Origin of the sequence: Denitrovibrio acetiphilus DSM 12809 (assembly GCF_000025725.1) — a bacterium.
Taxonomy (GTDB): domain Bacteria; phylum Chrysiogenota; class Deferribacteres; order Deferribacterales; family Geovibrionaceae; genus Denitrovibrio; species Denitrovibrio acetiphilus.
In genome coordinates this window covers 2613295-2633945 of sequence record NC_013943.1, presented here as the reverse complement: position 1 = coordinate 2633945, position 20651 = coordinate 2613295, and the positions used below count along the sequence as shown (strand labels likewise).

The window sequence follows — 20651 nt, the reverse complement described above, 5'->3', positions numbered from 1 at the left end:
TATATGGAAACAATAAAAGTTATACTAATCGGGCTGCAAAGTGTTGCTGTCCTTACAAACATAGTTGGTATCCCCGGCGGGATTATTGCTGCAATTATCCCTGTAATCATGGTTTTGAGCGGATTTATCGGCATTAAGCTTTTTATCAGTGTTATTATAATTATTGCCGCCGGCGAGGTTGCAGAGTTTTACGCATCATTTGTTGTAGGAAGAAGATACGGCATATCCAGCAAAGGTTTCTGGGTTTCTGTGGTCGCAGCAGTCATACTGGGTATACTGATGGCGCCTCTCTTTATGGGATTGGGGGCTGTTGTGGGGACTTTTCTCGGAGCTTATCTGGGGACGCTTTTCTATGAGCTTGCGGCAGGTGCGAGTCTTGTCCGTGCTAGAGAGAAGGCGAAGGGAATTCTTTTCGGCAGGTTTGTCGGAACATTTACTAAAATAGGTGCGGGCTTCTTTGCTATATACCTTGAGATAGGCTATCTGTTTTAATTTCTGCTGAGGATTATTACTGTGGAGTCGTGTCCGAAACGCTGGGCGTAATCCTTTGCTGTGTTTCCGATGTTGTCAGTAATATTTTTATCTGCCCCCATGCTTATCAGTGCGATGACTATGCGGGTGTAACCTCTTTCAGCGGCGTATATCATAGCTGTTCTGCCGAGATTGTCTTTCAGGTTTGTTTTTGCACCGTGTTTTATCATCATGTCCACGATTTTCTCGTGTCCGAATTTTGCAGCAAGCATCAATGGTGTGACTCCGTCAATATTAGGCTTGTTCGGGTCTGCACCACGCTCCAGAAGCACGCTGGCTATCTGTTCCCTGCGCTGCCTGGCTGCGTTCGCTGTGGGTGTATACCCTTCGGCATTGGCGATGTTCGGGTCTGCACCGTTTATTAGTAGTGTATTTATAATCTCAGTGTTGCCACGCATAACGGCTAAGTTAAGTGCTGTATTGCCATAATCGTCCTGATAGTTGATGTCAGCGCCTTTCCTTATGAGAGATTTCACCTCTTCCAGCTTTGCAGCACTCACAGCATTCAGCATAGATGCATTTTGTTCTGTATTTATATGTTTTTTTGTGACTTTTGCGCTGTTTTCAACAGTGTTGAGTTTTTTTACGATATCTGCAGATGGAGAGGAGGTTGTCTGCTCAGGTTTCTGCATGGGCATGGCAGGTTTCTCTGTCTGTCCTGTGGGGCGCCAGTCCGGATATACAAGCTGTATTAGCTTATCGACAATGATAGGGTCAGACATTCTGGAATCCGCTATCATAAACAGTACTATACTCATCACAAGAGTAAGTATTAATATCGGTATGGTTTTGTTCATTGCCCCCTCTGGAAATAATAATACTAAAAAATAATTAAATATGGAAGTGTCTTAGATAATTAAAATCAAAGGCGACCCTGTAGCCGCCCTTGTGTTTGTTTAATTGACAGAGAATTAATCCAGCTGCACGCATATCCTGTATTCGGCAGTTCCGGTGTAGTCGTCACTGGCTGTATTATTGCCACTGCCGCCCCTGATTGTGCCTGAATCAGATTTGCCATCGTCGAATTGTGTGTCAAATATAAGAGCGTCATCCGGAGATATATCAGAAAAGCACACAGCGTTTTTTGCAAAACCAAATACTTTGTTTGTCACGCTTATAGTTCCGCCTAGTCCATGGCCAGGCAAGTTGGTTATACTGTCTAACTCTCCGATATAAAAACCTTCTGAAGTTACGTCTGACCAGAATTTGACAGTTTCATCAGTACCGGTTCCATCTCCGACAGGGTCAGCCTCTATTAGCCCGTTTTCATTGCTTTTGTTGTCGCCTGGATAATTATTAAATCTGTCGTAATATGAAAAAGTAGCGAACTCAACTTGTTGAAATTCTCTGTAAAGTCCTTTTATCTTAGCGTTTGTGACCAGCTCCTGCCCTTTTATGACACCGCCGAGAATAATCCCTATTATTACAAGCACTATAGCAAGTTCGACAAGTGTGAAGCCATTTTTATTCATTATATCCTCCCGCAGTGTATATTACGGTTATTATACGAATAATTATCGTACGAATATATTATAAGTCAATATGGAAAACTATTTTACATACTGAAATATAGGTAATAGTGGTCGTTGCGAGGGATGTAATGACAGCCGTTATTGTCATTGCGAGGAGGAGCGTGACGAAGCAATCTTATGGTGTGGAACTCTGATAGCGTTTGCAGATTGCTTCACTTTGTTCGCAATGACGGGAGGTGTGTGGACAGTGACGTGCCAACCTTGTCGTTGCAAGGAACAGCGTGACGAAGCAATCTGTGCCTTATACTGTAAGACATTTAAGTTGTTCCCCTTTATAAACTTTACCGTCTATTTCAACTTCTTTGAAAGTTATAGTGCCACTTCCACAGGCGATTTCAGCTCCATTGTCTGTTACAGAAAGCACCTCGCCAGGGCAGCCGTAATCCCCCTGCCAGACTTCAGTAAAAGCACGCCAGACATTCACTTTCTTGCCTTCTGACATATAATAGGCGCCGAAAAAAGGACGACTGTACCCTCTGATGTGGTTGTAGAGGCTGAAAGCGTCCCTGTTGAAATCTATAATAGAGTCTTTGCCACGTTTACGTTGTAGATAAAAAGACATGTCTTCGTTTTGCGGTACAGCTTCGTATGCGTCTACCCCTTTTTTGTTCAGTTCCACGATGAAGTCCGCACAGGCTGAGGCATATTTTCGGAGGAAATCGTCAGGGTAGTCCTGATAGCCTATTCTGATTTCTGCTGAGTGGATGATGTCCCCTGCGTCAATGCGGTTCCCCTGTTTATAAAAGCTTGCGCCGCTGACAGTCACTCCCCGTACAAACTGCTCTGTGACAGCGGAATAGCCTCTGTAGGCGGGTAAAAGTGATGGATGAGCGAAGATAACATCCATCCCGACAAGCTCAGCATCCTTAAAGAAATCCTTTGTCCAGTCAACGCATACTATAGTCCGGTCTGAGATGTCCTGCAGTTTGTCACATGTGAGATAGCTGTTTGATGCGATAAAAGTCATATTAAACTCTTTACGGAAAGAGCCAAGGTCTTTTGCCAGAGTCGTCCTCTGAAACCCCCTTGTATAGGTTACAACATCCGGATAAAAATGTCTTTTATCCAGCTCTGCTAAAAGAAGTTCTCCGATGTGGTTTGCAGTGAAAAGGCAAATGTTCATTTTCGTTTCCTGAGGATAAAATATGAGCCTATTATAACAAATATCACTGCTATTATATAGATATAAGTGTAAGACGGTTCTGTTTTTGATGAAAATTGTAAACTTTCACCTTTATCCATTATGACAAGTCCTTCAAAAGTTCTGTCGTGACGTATGCCTGTTACGGTTCGAACAGGCTTTCCGTCTTTTAGAACCACGGTTTTAACATGACCATCCTTAGGGACGGCAGAATCAAAAAAAGACAGATAATATGCAACTTTTGCAGCCTGAGGAAGCGGGGTGGATTTTGGCTCAACAATAAAGCCGTACATTGGGACATCAATCTCATATATCGTTTGGTAACAGTCGTTTTCGCTTTCGACATATCCAAGATCAAAGTCGGGCTGCCACCCGCATACTGTCTCTTTAATCTTCATCCGGGATGCTTCATAAATGATATTTATATCCAGTTTTGACGCAAAAACCGGAAAAGCCACAAGAATACACAAAAAGAAATTAATTGCTTTATTCACTAAAACACCTCTCAATGTATAATAAAACATTGTAGCCTTATTCGTAAACACAATAAAATTTTACGTCGTTAAACCAGAGCATAAGTTCACCGCGGGGGTTGTAATCCTGCCGGTAAAAGTGTATAAATAATAATGCTTTTTCGGGGCTTTGACAGTCTTTTCCATGAGTGCCCCAAAGAACAATAAAGTTATAGACATGGATTTATAATTGTGTTATACGAAATTGTATACAGTATACCATTGCCGATAAAGCGCATAAATATTGCAATAACATAAATTTCCGTGGAGTGTGTAATGGCACAAGTTTGCTACGGGTACTATAAGGATACCAAGCTAGACAACAGAGGCAAAATGAGGGAGGAATGGAGCGAATCACCATTCAAAACTCCCGATGAGTACAGGGGCAAGCCGCTCAAAGCCCTTATCAACTGGGACGGCTTTTTAGTTTACGATGAAGGCGTAGATATGCTCGCAGCACTCGCTAACTATATGGAAGAGATAAGCAGTGAAGGATGCTGCGGAAGATGTTTCCCAGGGCGTGTAGGGACAAAGCTTCTCGCAGAACAGCTGATGAAGATCAGATCCGGAGAAACTTCCGAAGAAGAGATCAACAAAGCAGTTGATATGGCTGAATCTATCTTCAACTCTGCAAAATGTACGGTGGCTCCCACCTCAACTGTTCCTGTAAGAGCATTTTTAAGAGAATTCAGAGATCAGGTGACTGCTCAGGTTGCAAAAGGTACTACAGAGTATCATAAGCATATCACAGCCCCCTGCACAGCGGGATGTCCTGCGAATGTGCCTATCCCTGAATTTATCGAGGAAATTAAAGACCACAGACACCTTGATGCTCTGGCAACTATCAGAAAGACAATGCCGCTTCCCGGCGTGTGCGGACGCGTATGTCCTCACCCCTGCGAGGATAACTGCCGCAGAGGTCTTGTGGATGAAGAGCCTGTAAGCATAATGGTTCTGAAGAGAACTCCTTTTGACTACGAATATTACAATAATAAAACTCCTGAGCTTCCGCCAAAAATGGAAGATAAAGGGAAAAAGGTCGGCATCATAGGTGCGGGTCCAGCAGGACTCACCGCCGCCTACTACCTGAGCCTCATGGGGTATACCTGCAAAATATATGAAATGTGTGCGGAACCCGGCGGTATGGTTGCTCTCGGAATACCAGATTACAGAGAGCCGAGACATATTCTCCGGCACGAAGTTGAAATCATACAGTCCCTCGGTGTCGAAATTCAGTACAATACTAAATTCGGCGGTCCAAAGGATGATATCGACCTTGCATACATGAAAAAGAATTATGACGCTGTCCTTGTAACCCTCGGTGCATGGAGATCTAAAGCGATGGGGATCGAAGGTGAGAAAGAAGGATATGACGGCGTTTATCCAGGCGGTATAGACTTCCTTTATGAACAGGCAATAGGACAGGATGTTAATGTTAAAGGTAAGAAAGTAGTTGTGGTCGGGGGCGGTAATACTGCCATTGACTGCGTACGAGTTGCTCTCAGAGAAGGCGCAACAGACGTAAACCTCATATACAGAAGAACCAGAGCGGAAATGCCCGCTGAAGATTACGAGATAACAGACGCTATTGACGAAGGGATAAACTTCCACTTCCTCTGCAACCCAACAAGAGTTATTGCAGAGAATAACAAGGTAGTCGGGTGCGAAGCTATCAGAATGGAGCTTGGCGAGCCTGATGATTCCGGACGTAGAAGACCTCAGCCTGTCGAAGGCTCAGAGTTTATCATAGACTGCGATGTTATCATCCCTGCCATCGGTCAGGATCCTGATCTGAGCTTCCTCAGAGAAGAAGACGGCATAGATGTTACTAAGTGGAGCACATTCAAAGTGCGTGACGACCTTTACGATACCACAGACCCGCAGGTGTATTCTGCCGGTGACTGCGAGTGGGGTCCAATGACTGTTGTAAAAGCCATAGGTGCTGCCCGCTGGGCGTCCACTATGATAGACAGGTATCTCAGGGAAGGCGCTCCGTATCTTACAGAAGAGGAAACGCTTCAGAGAGCTCTGGAAACCAGCCGTGGTGCTGTTTTCGATAAGAAAGAGAAGGTCTGCGAAATGGAAACCACATCTATCCACAGAGTACATCAGGAGAAGATGAGCGGTGAAGCCAGAAGAGACAATTATCAAGAGGTTGAAAAACCTTTCACAATGAGTCAGGCGTATGATGAGGCAACAAGATGCCTCCGCTGTGTACGCATGGCTATGGTTGCACTGGGAAAAAACTAGGCGGGCGGAGTAGATAAAAATGTCAGAAATCATCATAAATAACAAACCCTACTCTTTCGACGAAGGCGAATCCATATTGGATGTAGCAGAAAGAAACGGAATCCATATACCAACCCTGTGCTATCTGAAGGATGTAACTCCGACAGGAGCTTGCAGACTTTGCCTTGTTCAGGTTGAAGGCGCTGAAAGGCTTCAGGCAGCCTGCGTAACCTATGCAAAAGACGGCATGAAGATAGAAACTGATAACGAGCATGTCTGGAAAAACAGAAAGGATATGCTTGATTTCATTCTTATAAAACACCCGCTGGACTGCCCTATATGTGACAAAGCCGGCGAATGTGAACTTCAGGATACAGCCTTTGGGTTCGGTATGATGGAGGAACAGGTTTCTTCTGACAAACCGGCTGAACCGATCGAATACTGGAATAAAATAGTATACAATTCAAACCTCTGCGTTCTCTGCGAAAAATGCATTAAGTCCTGCCACGAAATGACAGGCTGCTCTGCGCTGAAGATGGAGGACAGAGGCTTTTATAATCACGTAACACCTTCCAAAGGCGATACACTGAAATGCGACTTCTGCGGTACATGTATCGATAGATGCCCCGTGGGCGCCCTGCTAGACTCTCAGTTTCATCACTCTGCACGGGTGTGGGATCTCGAAAACAAAGTGACTTCTTCTGTTTTCTCCCCAACTGGCGGAGCTGTTGAGTACGGACTGAAAGACGGTAAAATATACAGAGCAAAAGCTGTAGGCAGCGGTCAGATCACAGCTCAGGACAGGTTTGCATTTAAATATCTGGACAGCGCAGAAAGAGCGCTGAACCCTATGGCTTCAAATAACGGAAGCCTGAGTCAGATAAGCTGGGAAGAAACAGAAGCCCTGCTTAAAGATAAACTTGCAGGCGTTAAACCTGAAGAGATAGCTTTTGTGGCTGGAAGCACAATTACAAATGAAGCTTTTGCCGCTTATAAAAAGTTCATGGACGCTGTTGGCTCTAAAAAACTGACAAGCGAAGCAGATATCTCTCTCGGCGAGTTTTACGACAAATATTCTGCCAAATTCGGAACGATGGAGAACATTGGTACACTTGATGACATAAAGGATTCCGATGTGGTATTTGTTATCGGCTGCGACCTCCGCAGGGAAGCCGTGGGCGTTAAGCACAAAATAATGAACGCTGTAATACACAATGACGCAAAACTCTATGTGGCTGGTGTTCAGAAGTACGAGTATGACCTGTTTACAACTAAAACTTTTATGGCTGAGTATGGCGATTTTGCAGGTGCACTTGAAGAGATGAAGAAAGATGCTCCGGCACCGTCTAATCAGCAGAATCCTAATATTATAGATGTTGTAAATGACCCCGAACTCTACGTGCCCGCTGTGCTGAAAAAGGCTAAGAAGGTCTCTATCGTTATCGGTGAGGAATACATACAGTCCGGTACAGACGCCGATGCTGTTCTCGCTTTCTGTGATTTTCTCGGCAAAGACCTGCTTAAATCAGTTTTTGTTATAAATGATCAGGTAAACTACATGGGCGCTGTTGTGAACGGATACGTACGCAACGGATACACCGCACAGAAGCTTACTGAAGAGCTCAGATCTGGTGCTGTGAAAGTTGTCGTTAACGCTGGATTCAACGCCAGGCCTAACTGTAAAGTAATGTCGGAACTTGAATCCGCTTTTTCAAAAGCAGGAACATATATAGCAGCAGATATCTTTAAAACAGGATCTGCCGGAACAGCAGACATTATCCTGCCTGTGAAGGACTCACTGGAAACTGTGGGGACTTTTACCACTCTTGACGGCAGGCTTGTTGCTCTTGAAAAGATCGTAGAGGCGAAAGGTTCTCAGAAAACTCACGTGCAGGTGGCATCAATGCTCGCCTCTCTTATGGGACAAAATGTAACCGCTTGCGCTTATGATACTTTTCATGGTGATATCGCTGGTAAAAACGGTTTCCCTGATGTTGATTATTCTGAGGTTGACGGCACTATCGTTAAAGAGAAATCAAACGAGTGGAACAGCACACCGTACAGCTATAGCAAACCTGCTGCAAAAACTTTTGTTTACTATATGTTCCCAAGGTATTATACAAATATCATCACCGCCAAATCCTACCTCGCCCCTACAGAAGAGAGTAGAGAATATTTCTTCCCTGTGGTTAAGCAGATTTTAGCGGGGGAAGATGCAGAGTATGCCGGCGCGGAACAGTCTCCTACCGTGGCAAAAGGTGTTGTTGCAGTGACACGCGATTTCTAAACATTCTAAATTACTGAAATATATTTAAGCCGGTTCACGTGAGCCGGCTTTTTTTTATGCGCTCGAAGACAGAACATCACGCATTTATGCTTGTATGTTAGAGCTTATAAGTCATTGCGAGGAGTGTAATGACGAAGCAATCTCAGGATTAACTAACGAGTCCAAAGACTGCCACAGCCCTGCGGGCTTCGCAGTGACGTATTTTACATATGCTCTAGCTGTGACAACGAAGTTGTAGCTTCGTGTGTTAAGCACGTGCGAAGCAATAGAACCCCGGATTGACCCGCAGGAATCTATGCGCTCGAAGACATAACACCACGCATTTATGCTTGTATGAATGAGCTTATAAGTCATTGCGAGGAATGTAATAACGAAGCAATCTCAGGACGAATTAACGAGTCCAGCGACTGCCACAGCCCTGCGGGCTTCGCAGTGACGTATTTTGCATATGCTCTAGCTGTGACAACAAAGTTGTAGCTTCGTATGTTAAGCACGTGCGGAGCAATAGAGCCACTGGGTTACCCAGGGGGAATCTATAAGCTTGTCTGCTGTTTTCCGGTGTGAAGTGTTTTGAAAAGGATGCCTAGAAAAATAAGGGCCGGGCGAAAAAATCACCCGACCGCATGTTTTTTGTCCCAGTGAGACATAATAACTGTGTGATCACTTAGCAGAGCTAATAACCTATTAAGCTGTCGGCGCCTGACTTCTTAAAAGAAGCTCCAGCTAATTTTGAATCCAGGGTATCCAGTCAGAAACCCTTCTGACTACTTGCTTCTTTTGGCTTTAGAGTGCAGATCCCTTTCTTCTTCTAAACATAATAGGACATATTTTATCTGCTACAATATGTAAAGTTTTTTTACACGATTGGTATTGGTAGTTATATGTCATCCGGTGGTTTTTTTGCCAGTATCAGTTTCGTCTTAAATCTAGAGTCCCAATACGTCGAACATGTTGTAAAAACCGTTATCTCTCCCTTTAAGCCAGACGGCTGCGGAGATGGCTCCTTTTGCGAACATATCTCTGGTGTGGGCTCTGTGTGTAATCTCTATGCGTTCGCCGTTTGTGCAGAACATAGCAGTGTGCTCACCGACAATATCGCCAGCACGCAAGGTCTGCATACCTATTTCTCTGTCAGTTCTTTCACCTATGAGCCCGTGGCGGCAGAAAGCGCCGTCTTTTTCTATATCTCGTCCCAGTACATTTGCAATGACTTCGCCCATGCGCATGGCTGTTCCGCTTGGTGCATCTTTTTTCATGCGGTGGTGAGCTTCAATGATCTCTATATCCCATGTTTCACCGATAGCCTGCGTAACCATTTCAAGTATTTTGAAAGTGAGGTTCACACCGACACTCATGTTTGGTGAAAAGAGAACAGGCATCTCTGATGAAAGCTTTTCCAGTTCTTTTGTCTGCTCTGTTGTCATCCCTGTGCTGCCTATGACGGCGGGCACTCCGGCCTTTTGGAACCTGCTGAGGTTTGCCATTGTGGGTTCTGCTCCGGTGAAGTCTATGAAGACGTCGCATCCGTCAAAAGCTTTATCTATGTCGTCAGTTATTTCAACACTCAGCTTGCCGCATCCGGCAACATCTCCTGCATCGTGCCCCAGAAAAGGACATGCAGAGTGTTCCAGTGCACCGTTGAGTTCACATCTTTCATCTTCTGTGATCAGTGAAATTATCCGGCGCCCCATTTTTCCTGCGGCGCCTACCATTGCTATTTTTACTTTACTCATAAAATCCCGACCTGCTCCATGATTGCCTTCATTTTGGCAGTGCCTTCAGGTGTCATGCCCATCAGAGGAAGTCTGATCTCCGGTCCTACAAGCCCCATCAGCTCCAAGGCTCTTTTAACAGGGACAGGATTTGTTTCCATGAAGAAAGAATCGAAAAGAGGGAGAAGCATAAAGTGAAGCTCTTTAGCTCTTTCTATGTTTCCTGAAGTGAATGCATCATACATCTCTGCAACTTCTGCTGGACAGGCGTTAACAGATGCGGAAATTACACCTTTGGAGCCAATACAGAGAAGAGGGTAAATGAGTGCGTCCTCTCCGGCAAGAAGACCGAAATCGCCATCTGTGCCGCCTATTATAGCTGCTGCCTGATCCATAGACCCGCTCGCCTCTTTTATAGAGACGATGTTAGGGATTTTGGACAGTTTTATAACTGTTTCTGGGAGCATATTACAAGCTGTTCTTCCTGGAACGTTATACATGATAATAGGAATGTCAACCCGCTCCGCAATATATTTATAGTGCTGGTAAAGCCCTTCCTGAGAAGGTTTGTTGTAGTATGGTGTGATAAGGAGTGCGCCATCTGCACCTGCCTTTTTTGCGTGTTCTGTAAAGTATACTGTCTCATGGGTGGAGTTGGAACCTGTCCCCGCTACGACAGGCACACGCTTGTTGGTCTGGTCGATAACTATATCTATCACCTGACAGTGTTCTTCGTATGTGAGCGTGGCAGATTCGCCGGATGTCCCGCATGGAACAATGCCGTCAGTGCCTCTTTCTATCTGGTAGTCAACCAGAGCTCTTAGTGCTTTTTCGTCAACCTTTCCGTCAGCGAAAGGGGTCACGATTGCAACGTAGCTTCCTTTAAACATATATTTCCTCCAAAAGAATATGATTGTTATCGTTAAAAATCAGTAGGTGTAAGCCTCATTGGTGAGTTCACCTTTATAAACCACTCTGGCTTCACCTTCAAGGTAAACTTTGCCGTTTTCCAGATAGACAGTGAGCATCAGACCGCTTGTAGTTTTGCATTTGACAGGGCTTTTAGTCAGTCCTTTTTTGACGGCGAAGAGAGCACATGCCACACATCCGGTGCCGCAAGCCATGGTTTCGCCCTCGACACCCCTTTCATAGGTACGCACACGCAGTACGCCGTCTTTGTTCATCTCGCAGAAATTGGTGTTTGTGCCTGCCGGTTCGAAGTGGCTGTGGTAGCGTATGCCGCTTCCGAGTTTCATTATGTCTATGTTTTCTATGTCGTTACAGAACATAACAGCATGAGGCACACCTGTGTTAACACTGCTGATATCCAGTTTCTTTTCGTCGAGTTCTATCTGATAGTCTGACTTTTCATCAAAAGGAGTTGTGAGCTGGACTTTGACATTAACGCCTTCTTTAATCTCCGCCTCGATTATTCCGGCGAGGGTTTCAAAGGTCATTTTCTCACCTGTTATGTTGTTGAGATATGCGAAGCGTCCGGCGCATCTTGCACCGTTTCCGCACATTTCTGCTTCTGAGCCGTCACAATTGTAAAAACGCCATTTAAAATCTGCTTTGTCGCTATTCTCTATCAGCATCATTCCGTCAGCTCCGACAGAAATATTTCTCGCACATGTTTTTGTTACAAGTGTCTGACGGTCTATCCCGTCAGCTTTGCCGTCTCTGTTGTCGATAAAGATGAAGTCGTTTCCGGCTCCGCTCATTTTGTAAAATGGTATGTTCATTTTGTCCTCAGATATTTAGGGATTCCTTCAGGACCAGTGAGGTCGTCGTATGTTTCGCGTCTTCTGACTATGTGATAATTTTCTCCGTCAACTAATATTTCAGGTACACGGGGGCGTGAGTTATAGTTTGATGCCATGGTCATACCGTAAGCACCTGTATCCATTACAGCATATAGCCCGCCACGTTTCACATTGGGCATATTGCGGTCTTTTGCCAGAAAATCGCTCGATTCGCATATCGGACCGACAATGTCTCCGGTGAACATCTTTTCTGTGCTGTCCACAGCCTGAACCTCGTGGTATGCATTATAGAGGGATGGTCTGGCGAGATCGTTCATTGCCGCATCGACAATCTTAAAACTTTTTTCTTCAGTTTCTTTGGTATAGAGCACTTTTGTTACCAGCGCACCTGCATTTCCCGATATGTTTCGTCCAGGCTCGAAGACAAGTGTGAAATCTTCATCTCTTATGACTTCCTTTATAGCTTCGGCATACTCTTTATGAGACGGTGCATGCTCGTCGTGATAAGTTATTCCTAACCCTCCGCCGAGATCCAGATATTTTATGTTTACTCCGTTTTTACGAAGGTCTTTTATGAGTTTGACAAGTATCGCTGCTGCATCTCTGAAGGGAGATATCTCCGTTAGCTGTGAGCCGATATGACAGTGTATGCCTACTGCTTCGATGTTCGGCAGTGAGCTGGCATAGATATAGTCTTCTTTTGCTTTATCGACAGGTATGCCGAATTTGTTTTTCTTCAGTCCGGTGGAGATATATGGGTGAGTTTTTGCATCAACATCGGGATTAACACGGATGGCTATCCTTGCCGTTGCATTCATTTCACCTGCACATTTATTGATAAGGTCTATCTCCTGACGGGATTCTGCGTTGAACATCAGGATGTCTGAGCTTATGCCGAATTTTATTTCCTCTTCTGTTTTACCCACTCCGGCAAAAACTATTTTGTTTTTATCCATACCGGCTTTTAAAGCTCTGTGAAGTTCGCCGCCAGAGACAATATCCGCTCCGGACCCTTCGGAACCGAGCAAAGCCAGAACTCCGATGTTTCCACAAGCTTTGACCGCGTAGCAAACTATCCTGTCCATGCCTTCAAATGCGTTGTCGAATTCTCGGAATCTTTTACGCAAACCGTTCGCACTGTATACATAAAATGGAGTCCCGACCTCTTCGGCAATTTGCTTCAGAGAAACATTCTCACAGTGGAGTGTTTCGTTTTTATATTGAAAACTGCTCACATTTTCCTCCGGTACTTTATATGTTTATCGATGATACCACATCAAACCATGATGAGCCTTTCTCTTTGATGTGAAAGGTTACGCTTGAGTACCATTCACTCTGTTTTCCCTCTTTTGCATTGAACCAGCGCCAGTCGTGGAGGTGGTCGATAAGCAGTGCGGTCTTTTTTCCCATTGCTCCTGCAAGGTGCGCCACTGAAGTGTCTGCGGTTATAACCATGTCAAGATTTTCTATGATAGCTGCCGTGTCTGAAAAATCGTTTATCTTTTCATTCATGTCAGTGACGGTCTTGTCCAGAGGTGTTTCCGCTGTTTCTTTGCCTATGTGAAAAAGTTTGACGCTGCTGTTATTGTATAATGAGGAGAAAGACTCTTGTGTTAAAGATCGCTTTTCATGGTCTGTATGATCTTTGCTTGTCTGAAAGACAATCCCGATTTTAGTTTTTTCAGTCAGCATCTCTTCTGAGAAAATCTGCACTTTTTTGCTGTCAGCCTTAAGATATCCTTCAGAGTGAGGAATCGTTTTGGCTCTGGCATTCAGCACCAGAGGCAGAGAGAGAAGAGGGGAGTGCACGTCATAATCTGCACAGCTTTCTGATGTTACTTCAATATTTTCCGGCATGTTTTCTCTGAAAAGTGTTTCAAGCTCCGGCTGGACACGAAATATCACCTTTGACGGCTCATACTTTTCAAGCTCCAGAATGTAGCGTGCGAAAAGTATAGTATCCCCGAAACCTGAAAGACCGCTTTTCTCATTGTAAACGTAAAGAGTTTTATCTTTAAGATTTGTTCCACGCCACAGTTTTTCCTGCGCGCCTTCCATGACATCCAGATATTTAAAACGGGATTCGTAGAGTTGAAATCCCTTCCGAAAGTCTTTGTTTCGTAAAGTGATAAGTGCAAGGTTAACTCTGTCTCTGTGGAGCTCAGGGTGTCCGTTAACCAGTCTGCTGTAGTATTTTGCAGAAGTATTATATTCCCCTGTCTTATAATATGCCGCTCCGGCGCTGGCAAGTGCGTTGGGGTTGTCCGGAGAGATTTCAAGTGCTGCTTCATAGCACTGTATGGCGTCTTCGTATGAGCCTTCGCTGTTGAAGAGATTGCCTGTGTTTATGAGTGCGCTAAGGTTCTTAGGGTCACTCTGTAGTGCTTCGGCAAAGCAGTATTTTGCATCATTGACGAGTCCCCGTTCCTTATACAGCAGCCCGAGGTTGGAGAATGCATCGGAGTAGTTTGGTTTTAGTTCCGCAGCAGAGGAGAGATGAAATTCTGCATGTTCAAACTGACCTGTCTGACGATAAATTTCACCGAGGTTGTTATGAAACACAGGGTTGGTTTTATCCAGTGAGACAGCTTGCTTCATCAGTTCCAGAGCGCTTTCTGTTTTTCCGTTTGCGATATGTATCAGTCCCAGATAGTGCATGGCGTCGGCGTTATGCCTGTCAACTTCAAGCACGGCACCGTAAAGCTGCTCTGCTTTCGCAAGTTCGCCCTTCTGGTGGTATTTCATTGCAAGCTCATAAGCCTGTTTGGAGTCTAACTGTTTCATGCATGATCCCCGTGGTTATTTTGAAAGAGAATAACACAGGAAAAGTATTTTTACAAACTGTCAGGCGGATTCATGAATGCTTCAATTTCTGCTGCAACGTGAGATGTGAGTTTTGGCATGTTGGCTTTAACGGCTTCGGACAACTCCATGTCCATCTGCACCGTTTCCGCCTGTATCCCGTAAAAAACTATTTCAGCCGGGCGGTGTCCTATCAGCTCCGCAGTGAGCAGCATGTCTTTCATCCCCATCTGGTGAGCAGAAAGCTTGCTTTCAAAGGCGGTATCTATGTCGTCCCCTTCAAGTTTCACGACTGTCCCCGGCTTAAGATCCAGCTCCACGGCGTCAACAAGAACAAGCCTGTCTGCCCACTCGATGTACCCGAGCAGGTCGAGCCCGAGGGTTCCGCCGTCCAGTACCAGAAGGTCGTCACGTTTGTTGTTAAACTTAGGAGCTAGCTCCTGTGCCACAAGCACGCCGGCGGCGTCATCGTTCATTACAAGATTTCCTATTCCCAGCACTAGTAAATTCATAGTTTTTCCTGAAAAAGACCGGACATTTGTCTGCCCGGTCTTTCGTATATTGATTGTTTGAGCACTGTGTTCATATCCCCTGATTCAGCTATAGTCACCTAAAGCGGGGTGTGCTTCAGTTTATAGTATTTTTACCTTTGAGCGTAGTTTATCTTTTTCGTCATAAAGGTGTACCGCACAGGCAAGGCAAGGGTCGAATGAGTGTATTGTTCTCAATATCTCAAGCGGCTTGTCAGGGTCTGCGATAGGTGTTCCTATCAGAGACTGCTCGTATGGACCGTGTACATCGCCTTTGTCCATCGGGCCTGCATTCCATGTTGAAGGTACTACTGCCTGATAGTTTTTTATTGCGCCGTCTTTGATAACTATCCAGTGTCCGAGGGCGCCCCGTGGAGCTTCATGGTAGCCGTAGCCTTTGGCTACTGAAGGCCATGTGCTTGGTTCCCACTTGCTTCCGGCATGTACCTGATAGTCTCCTGATTTAATATTCGTTGCGAGATCCATTATCCACTTATCAACACGCTTGGCTGTGACAAGTGACTCTATGGCTCTTGCTGCTGTACGTCCCAGAGTAGAGAAGAGAACTTCCGGTCCTGCGTTAAGTTTGCCGAGAACAGCATCTACGACAGCTTTCACTTCAGGGTGACCTTTAGCATATGCAACAAGCATACGGGCAAGCGGACCTACTTCCATAGGCTCGCCTTCGTACCTTGGGGCTTTTACATATGAGTATTCTTTTTCGACATCGAGGAAATCATACGGAGGTTTCGGTCCTGTATAATGTCTTTCGGTGGAACCGTCGTACGGGTGTTTAGCGGATTTATCCACATACCATGCGTGTGCGGAATCCTCTGCTATTTTTGCCTGATCAACTTCTATGATGTTAGACAGATCTCCGCCTTTGATGATACCTGACGGAAGCCACATGTCGTTAGGGTAGCCGAGCTGTGTCTCAGGGAATTCACCGTAAGACATATAGTTTTTATGTCCTGCGCCTATCCCTGCCCAGTCGAGATAGAAAGGGGCGACAGCGAGAATGTCCGGTACGTATACCTGCTCAACAAACTCCACTGCCAGCTTGTTGTACTCAAGGAGCATTGCTATTTTGTCTGCGTTGATTGCGTTCTGGCTGTTCGGGTCGATGGGTATAGCCATGCCGCCCACAAGGAATGTCTGCGGGTGAGGATTTTTAGAACCGAGCACGGCGTGGATTTTAATTATCTCTTTCTGAAGCTCAAGAGCCTGAAGGTAATGAGCTGTTGCCATGAGGTTTGCCTCAGGGGGGAGCTTGTAGGCGGAATGTCCCCAGTAGGCGTTTGCAAAAGGTCCGAGCCTGCCGGTTTTGACAAATGCGCCGATGCGTTCCTGAATGCCTCTGAAATAGTCTTCCGAGCTGTATTTCCAGTCGGAAACAGACTGTTGTAAAGCTGCGGTTTTTTTAGGATCTGCTTGCAGTGCGCTTGTTATATCAACCCAGTCAAGTGCGTGGAGGTGATAAAAATGCACCACGTGATCCTGTATGTATTGAGAGCCCATTATTATGTTTCTAATCAGTTCCGCATTATAAGGAACTTTTATGCCAAGTGCGTTTTCAACGGCACGGATTGATGCTATGGAGTGAACTGTTGTGCAGACACCGCAGAAACGCTGGGTTATGTACCACGCATCTCTCGGGTCGCGCCCGTTTAGTATCTTCTCGATACCGCGAAACATTGTTCCGCTGGACCATGCATCCACGATTTTTCCGTTTTCAACTTTGGCTTCTATTCTAAGGTGCCCCTCAATTCTGGTGATGGGGTCTACTACTATCCTTTCAGCCATGTTTAATTCTCCTTCTTGTCTTCGTTGTCGAGGTGTTCACTTTCAACCTGCTGGACTATATCTTTATTCCGGAAGAAGCTGATCATGCCGTGAACGCCGAATACTGCCGCTGATACACCGAGTATCTTCAGCCCTAGTTTGGTTGCTGTTGATTCAACGCCAAACCCCGGAACAGATGGGAGTCTGCGGTAGAATGGAGCCATAGTGTCTATGAAACCGGGCTCTGCGCAGCCAACGCAGCCGTGACCAGCCATAACAGGCCAGCTAAGACCATCGTTAAACCGTAGGGTCGGGCAGTTATGGAATGTTTCAGGACCTTTACAGCCCATTTTATAAAGACACCATCCGTTGCGGTGACCTTCGTCTCCCCATTTTTCAACAAACTGTCCCGCATCAAAGTGACCTCTGCGTTCACAGTTGTCGTGGATGCGTTTGCCGTATGCGAATTTCGGACGGAGATGTCTGTCAACAGCGGGCAGTGAGCCGAATACTAGATAATGTACGATCAGTGCGGTTATATTGTCGCTGTTGGCAGGGCAACCTGAAAGATTTATAATAGGTTTGCCGCTGATGATCTTCTGCACGCCTTTTGCGCCTGTGGGGTTTGGATAACCGGCAGGTATGCCGCCAAAGCAGGCACAGTTCCCGACAGCTATGACTGCCGCAGCACCTTCCGCAGCCTTTTTAAGGTGGTTAACTGCAGAATCACCTGCAATGCAGCAGTATACGCCGTCGTCATCGACGGGGATTGCACCCTCGATAATGAGGAGATACTGACCTTTGTATTGCTCCATTGTTTTTTCTTTCGCTTCTTCAGCAAGGTGCCCCGAAGCCGCCATTATTACTTCCATATAGTCCACTGAGAGGACGTCGAGGATAAGGTCTCCGACCTTTGGTCTGCCGGAGCGGAGGATAGATTCAGAGTCGCCTGAGCAGCTCTGGAACTCCATCCAGATAACGGGTGGTCTGTTGTCTTCGTTTTCGAGAGCTTCCGCTATCTGCGGAGCGAATGCAGGGGGGAGGGCAAGTGTTGCACTAAGGGCTGTGCAGTACTTCATGAAATCCCTTCTACTGACATCATAGCTCTGGAGAATCTGTCTTAGGCTCATTTTAAAACCTCCAGTATGTATGTTCTACTTTCATTAATAGTTAAAAATTAGTCCTGTGTTTTGAGTCCACAACCTATGGGCTTAGAACTTGTATTGAACTAATGCTCTATTATTTATTAAAACAGATGTTTTTCACATTATCAAGAGAATTTATTTGCATACTTATTACGACTGAAACAGTGTTTAAATAGTGACTATGCACTTGCGTTTTCACAAAGGGGGTCTATTATTATGTTTCGAAACAAATGGAGCAGAAATGAGAGCACACACTGATAAATATAATTTTCTTTTCGGGCCTGTCCCTTCCCGTAGACTGGGGAGGTCTTTAGGGGTAGATATAATCCCCCACAAAATATGCACACTGAATTGTATATACTGTGAGGTGGGGCGCACTACAGAATGTACTGCAGAGAGGAGACGTTTTGAAAATCCTGATGACATACTTGCAGAGTTTCGTGAGAATTATCCGCATCTCAAAGATGATCTGGATGTCGTTACTATCACCGGAGCGGGCGAACCGACGCTGAATATTGATATGGGATATATTATAAAAGGCTTAAAAGAGATCAGCGAACATCCTGTCGCCGTGCTTACTAACAGCACTTTGCTGACGGACAAAAATGTTCAGGCTGAGCTCATGGAACTTGATGTCGTTGTGCCAAGTCTGGATGCTGTCAGCGAAGAAGCATACCGGAGAGTTTGTGCCCCTGAAAGATCGCTAGATATTAAGGCGATAAATGAGGCTCTTGTTGAGTTTTCCCATAAGTTTCAAGGTAAGCTTCTGGTTGAGGTTCTGCTTTGTGAAGGGATAAACGACAATATGGAAGAGCTGAAGAAGATTGCTGGCATCATCAAAAGGTGCAGATATGACGTTGTGCAGTTAAATACTGTGTATCGCCCGCCTGCTTTCGCCAGAGCCAAGACTGTGCCTGAGAAAACGCTTATAGACACTGCACTGTATTTTAAATCTGAAGGTATAAATGTCGAGTCTGTCGGAAACTACATCAAAGAGCTTTCCGGTGGTTCGTTGAACGAAGACCAGCTTAAACGTTTGCTGACGATGCGCCCTTGCTCTGCAGAAGATATTGCTTCAGTTTTCGGAGTGGAAGCGGCAATTGTAAAAGAGGTGATCGACGCGCTGAACAGTGACCACCTCAGAGTATCTGAATATAACGGTGATAAATTCTATTTTATTGAAAGCTGATCTATAAAGAACCTGATATCAGCTTTGCAGTATAGATGAGGTTTTCTTCCCAGTTTTTCGCCAGCGGGTCAACAGCTATTACTGTTGCTCCTGTTTCAGAAGCGATAAGCTCTGCTGCTTTCCTGGAGAATTGCGGTTGTATGAAAATAGTATTCAGCCCCAGTTCCTTGACAGTATTTATGAATTCTTTCAGGTCGGAAGGCTTTGGTTCTTTCCCTTCCAGCTCCACAGGTATCTGCTCAAGTCCGTATCTGTCGGCAAAATAACCCCATGAAGGGTGAAACACCATAAAATGCATACCGTTTTTATTTTTAAAGATCTCCCTCAGAGTCGAGTCGAGAGCCCTTAGCTCTTTTTTGAAGCTTTCGTTATTTGTTTTAAAAAAAGCACAGTTTTCAGCGTCTTTCGCACATAACGCCTGAGTTATGGTGTCTGCCTGCTTGCTGACAAGCATAGGGTCGAGCCATATATGAGGGTCGCTTATCCCTTCGTGGTCATGTTCACCGTGATCATGGTCGTGGTCGTTATGTTCTGCGTCATGGTCGTGGTTGTGATGCTCTCCCTCTTCATGAGTCTCTCCATGTTCATCGTGGTGCTCTTCGCCTTCCTCACCGTGGTGTACATGTTTTTCTACCGAACGCTTTTTTATTCCTGCGTCTGTTGCTGTAATCTCCATCTTAGGGCTGAGTTTGCTGAATTTAGGAAGCCATGCCCTCTCGAAAGGGGCACCTATGGAGAAGTATATCTCTGTTTTTGAAAGAGCCGCCATCTGCTTTGGTTTCGGCTCATATGTCGCCGGGCTTGCACCGGGTTTGACCATAACGTTTACGTTAACTTTGTCTTTCCCTATTTTTTCTACGAATGTTTTCTGAGGCAGTATGCTCACATACACATTTGTTACTGCGAACGCCGGAATTGCTGTGATAATAACTGCCATGAATAATACTATTATACGCATTTGCTGCATCTCCCTTTGATTACAAGCTCAACGCTTGATATTTCTTTATCTTTTGCCATTTTCATGAAGGCGGAACTTTCATCAAAACCGAAAGGGTTCAGGCACTCGACAGCTCCGCATACTTCGCAGTGGAAGTGTGCGTGAAGAGGGTTGTGCTCACAGGCCTTTTCATAATAGATGGTCTCACCGTCGATATGGAGTGCACGGGCAAGTCCCTTTTCCACGAAGACCTTAAGTGCTCTGTAAACTGTCGCAAGGTCTATAGATGAGCTGTCAGAAACAGCTATGTGCAATTCATTTGCTGTTAGCGGGGTTTCGCTCTCCAGAAGTATATTGAGGATTTTGCTCCTCGCATCTGTCATCTTGGTTTTAGTAGCCTTTAAAAGCTCCGTTGTACTGCATTTATCCATAAGCGGTATAATAAATAAATGCGAATCATTTGCAAGTGGTTATTTTGTGAAAATAAATATTTACGGGGCGTCGTGTGTATTATGTCTGGTGCAGGGAATAAACGATCAAAGACGGGATGCCGCAGAAT

General features: G+C 45.2%; 20 protein-coding genes. 6 read left to right on the top strand and 14 right to left on the bottom strand.

The window, feature by feature from the left end; all coding sequences use genetic code 11:
• The first annotated feature begins 3 nt into the window (after nt 1-3).
• Nucleotides 4-492: a DUF456 family protein gene (locus DACET_RS15725; RefSeq protein ID WP_013011760.1), complete on the top strand. Its 489-nt coding sequence runs from the start codon at nt 4-6 to the stop codon at nt 490-492.
• On the opposite strand, the gene DACET_RS15720 is transcribed toward DACET_RS15725, so the two are convergent.
• The 4 genes from DACET_RS15720 to DACET_RS12580 form a co-directional block, all read right to left on the bottom strand.
• Nucleotides 489-1328 carry an ankyrin repeat domain-containing protein gene (locus DACET_RS15720; protein ID WP_013011759.1) on the bottom strand — a complete coding sequence of 280 codons (840 nt, stop codon included), beginning with the start codon at nt 1326-1328 and terminating at the stop codon, nt 489-491. The two genes, DACET_RS15725 and DACET_RS15720, sit on opposite strands and share 4 nt — an antisense overlap.
• 114 nt (nt 1329-1442) lie before the next feature.
• Nucleotides 1443-2003 (bottom strand): prepilin-type N-terminal cleavage/methylation domain-containing protein, encoded by a 561-nt coding sequence (locus DACET_RS15715; RefSeq protein ID WP_013011758.1) that lies wholly within the window; start codon nt 2001-2003, stop codon nt 1443-1445.
• A gap of 301 nt (nt 2004-2304) precedes the next feature.
• A complete protein-coding gene (locus DACET_RS12585; protein WP_013011757.1) occupies nt 2305-3186 on the bottom strand; it encodes a formyltransferase family protein in 882 nt (293 codons plus the stop codon).
• On the bottom strand, nt 3183-3698 hold the full coding sequence (locus DACET_RS12580) for a hypothetical protein (RefSeq protein WP_041229982.1): 516 nt from the start codon (nt 3696-3698) through the stop codon (nt 3183-3185). Before DACET_RS12580 ends, DACET_RS12585 begins: the two co-directional genes overlap by 4 nt.
• 294 nt (nt 3699-3992) lie before the next feature.
• Here DACET_RS12580 and DACET_RS12575 point away from each other — a divergent pair, with 294 nt between their 5' ends.
• From DACET_RS12575 to DACET_RS16390, 4 genes are all read left to right on the top strand, one after another.
• Nucleotides 3993-5966, top strand: coding sequence for a dihydropyrimidine dehydrogenase subunit A (locus DACET_RS12575; RefSeq protein ID WP_013011755.1), 1974 nt, complete (start codon nt 3993-3995; stop codon nt 5964-5966).
• A gap of 19 nt (nt 5967-5985) precedes the next feature.
• Nucleotides 5986-8232: a molybdopterin-dependent oxidoreductase gene (locus tag DACET_RS12570; RefSeq protein WP_013011754.1), complete on the top strand. Its 2247-nt coding sequence runs from the start codon at nt 5986-5988 to the stop codon at nt 8230-8232.
• Nucleotides 8233-8326: 94 nt separating this feature from the next.
• The gene (locus DACET_RS16395; RefSeq protein WP_169304239.1) at nt 8327-8470 is read left to right on the top strand and encodes a hypothetical protein; all 144 of its coding nucleotides are present in this window, start codon (nt 8327-8329) and stop codon (nt 8468-8470) included.
• A gap of 95 nt (nt 8471-8565) precedes the next feature.
• Nucleotides 8566-8709: a hypothetical protein gene (locus DACET_RS16390; RefSeq protein WP_169304238.1), complete on the top strand. Its 144-nt coding sequence runs from the start codon at nt 8566-8568 to the stop codon at nt 8707-8709.
• 449 nt (nt 8710-9158) lie between these two features.
• Here DACET_RS16390 and dapB read toward each other — a convergent pair whose 3' ends face one another.
• The 8 genes from dapB to DACET_RS12530 all read right to left on the bottom strand — a co-directional run bounded on the left by dapB (nt 9159) and on the right by DACET_RS12530 (nt 17951).
• The gene (gene dapB / locus DACET_RS12565; protein WP_013011753.1) at nt 9159-9965 is read right to left on the bottom strand and encodes a 4-hydroxy-tetrahydrodipicolinate reductase; all 807 of its coding nucleotides are present in this window, start codon (nt 9963-9965) and stop codon (nt 9159-9161) included.
• A complete protein-coding gene (gene dapA, locus DACET_RS12560; RefSeq protein WP_013011752.1) occupies nt 9962-10834 on the bottom strand; it encodes a 4-hydroxy-tetrahydrodipicolinate synthase in 873 nt (290 codons plus the stop codon). Before dapA ends, dapB begins: the two co-directional genes overlap by 4 nt.
• A 39-nt stretch (nt 10835-10873) precedes the next feature.
• Nucleotides 10874-11686 (bottom strand): diaminopimelate epimerase, encoded by an 813-nt coding sequence (gene dapF / locus DACET_RS12555; protein WP_013011751.1) that lies wholly within the window; start codon nt 11684-11686, stop codon nt 10874-10876.
• Nucleotides 11683-12942 (bottom strand): diaminopimelate decarboxylase, encoded by a 1260-nt coding sequence (gene lysA / locus DACET_RS12550; RefSeq protein ID WP_013011750.1) that lies wholly within the window; start codon nt 12940-12942, stop codon nt 11683-11685. Before lysA ends, dapF begins: the two co-directional genes overlap by 4 nt.
• A gap of 16 nt (nt 12943-12958) precedes the next feature.
• Nucleotides 12959-14491, bottom strand: coding sequence for a tetratricopeptide repeat protein (locus DACET_RS12545; protein ID WP_013011749.1), 1533 nt, complete (start codon nt 14489-14491; stop codon nt 12959-12961).
• Between the two features lie 50 nt (nt 14492-14541).
• Complete coding sequence (locus tag DACET_RS12540) at nt 14542-15021, bottom strand: hydrogenase maturation protease (protein ID WP_013011748.1); 480 nt, start codon at nt 15019-15021, stop codon at nt 14542-14544.
• A gap of 120 nt (nt 15022-15141) precedes the next feature.
• Complete coding sequence (locus DACET_RS12535; protein WP_013011747.1) at nt 15142-16842, bottom strand: nickel-dependent hydrogenase large subunit; 1701 nt, start codon at nt 16840-16842, stop codon at nt 15142-15144.
• Nucleotides 16843-16844: 2 nt separating this feature from the next.
• Nucleotides 16845-17951, bottom strand: coding sequence for a hydrogenase small subunit (locus DACET_RS12530; RefSeq protein WP_013011746.1), 1107 nt, complete (start codon nt 17949-17951; stop codon nt 16845-16847).
• A gap of 256 nt (nt 17952-18207) precedes the next feature.
• On the opposite strand from DACET_RS12530, the gene DACET_RS12525 reads away from it, so the two are divergent.
• Nucleotides 18208-19155 carry a radical SAM protein gene (locus DACET_RS12525; protein WP_013011745.1) on the top strand — a complete coding sequence of 316 codons (948 nt, stop codon included), beginning with the start codon at nt 18208-18210 and terminating at the stop codon, nt 19153-19155.
• A 1-nt stretch (nt 19156) separates the two neighbouring features.
• Here DACET_RS12525 and DACET_RS12520 read toward each other — a convergent pair whose 3' ends face one another.
• Both DACET_RS12520 and DACET_RS12515 read right to left on the bottom strand, forming a co-directional pair.
• The gene (locus DACET_RS12520) at nt 19157-20113 is read right to left on the bottom strand and encodes a metal ABC transporter solute-binding protein, Zn/Mn family (protein ID WP_013011744.1); all 957 of its coding nucleotides are present in this window, start codon (nt 20111-20113) and stop codon (nt 19157-19159) included.
• Nucleotides 20104-20523, bottom strand: a complete 420-nt coding sequence (locus tag DACET_RS12515; RefSeq protein WP_013011743.1) for a Fur family transcriptional regulator — start codon at nt 20521-20523, stop codon at nt 20104-20106. Before DACET_RS12515 ends, DACET_RS12520 begins: the two co-directional genes overlap by 10 nt.
• Between the last annotated feature and the right edge of the window lie 128 nt (nt 20524-20651).

Coding starts and splice junctions, on each gene's coding strand:
- DACET_RS15725 (WP_013011760.1), top strand. CDS start 4: ATGGAAACAATAAAAGTTATACTAATCGGGCTGCAAAGTGTTGCTGTC.
- DACET_RS15720 (WP_013011759.1), bottom strand. CDS start 1,328: ATGAACAAAACCATACCGATATTAATACTTACTCTTGTGATGAGTATA.
- DACET_RS15715 (WP_013011758.1), bottom strand. CDS start 2,003: ATGAATAAAAATGGCTTCACACTTGTCGAACTTGCTATAGTGCTTGTA.
- DACET_RS12585 (WP_013011757.1), bottom strand. CDS start 3,186: ATGAACATTTGCCTTTTCACTGCAAACCACATCGGAGAACTTCTTTTA.
- DACET_RS12575 (WP_013011755.1), top strand. CDS start 3,993: ATGGCACAAGTTTGCTACGGGTACTATAAGGATACCAAGCTAGACAAC.
- DACET_RS12570 (WP_013011754.1), top strand. CDS start 5,986: ATGTCAGAAATCATCATAAATAACAAACCCTACTCTTTCGACGAAGGC.
- DACET_RS16395 (WP_169304239.1), top strand. CDS start 8,327: ATGTTAGAGCTTATAAGTCATTGCGAGGAGTGTAATGACGAAGCAATC.
- DACET_RS16390 (WP_169304238.1), top strand. CDS start 8,566: ATGAATGAGCTTATAAGTCATTGCGAGGAATGTAATAACGAAGCAATC.
- dapB (WP_013011753.1), bottom strand. CDS start 9,965: ATGAGTAAAGTAAAAATAGCAATGGTAGGCGCCGCAGGAAAAATGGGG.
- dapA (WP_013011752.1), bottom strand. CDS start 10,834: ATGTTTAAAGGAAGCTACGTTGCAATCGTGACCCCTTTCGCTGACGGA.
- dapF (WP_013011751.1), bottom strand. CDS start 11,686: ATGAACATACCATTTTACAAAATGAGCGGAGCCGGAAACGACTTCATC.
- DACET_RS12545 (WP_013011749.1), bottom strand. CDS start 14,491: ATGAAACAGTTAGACTCCAAACAGGCTTATGAGCTTGCAATGAAATAC.
- DACET_RS12540 (WP_013011748.1), bottom strand. CDS start 15,021: ATGAATTTACTAGTGCTGGGAATAGGAAATCTTGTAATGAACGATGAC.
- DACET_RS12535 (WP_013011747.1), bottom strand. CDS start 16,842: ATGGCTGAAAGGATAGTAGTAGACCCCATCACCAGAATTGAGGGGCAC.
- DACET_RS12530 (WP_013011746.1), bottom strand. CDS start 17,951: ATGAGCCTAAGACAGATTCTCCAGAGCTATGATGTCAGTAGAAGGGAT.
- DACET_RS12525 (WP_013011745.1), top strand. CDS start 18,208: ATGAGAGCACACACTGATAAATATAATTTTCTTTTCGGGCCTGTCCCT.
- DACET_RS12520 (WP_013011744.1), bottom strand. CDS start 20,113: ATGCGTATAATAGTATTATTCATGGCAGTTATTATCACAGCAATTCCG.
- DACET_RS12515 (WP_013011743.1), bottom strand. CDS start 20,523: ATGGATAAATGCAGTACAACGGAGCTTTTAAAGGCTACTAAAACCAAG.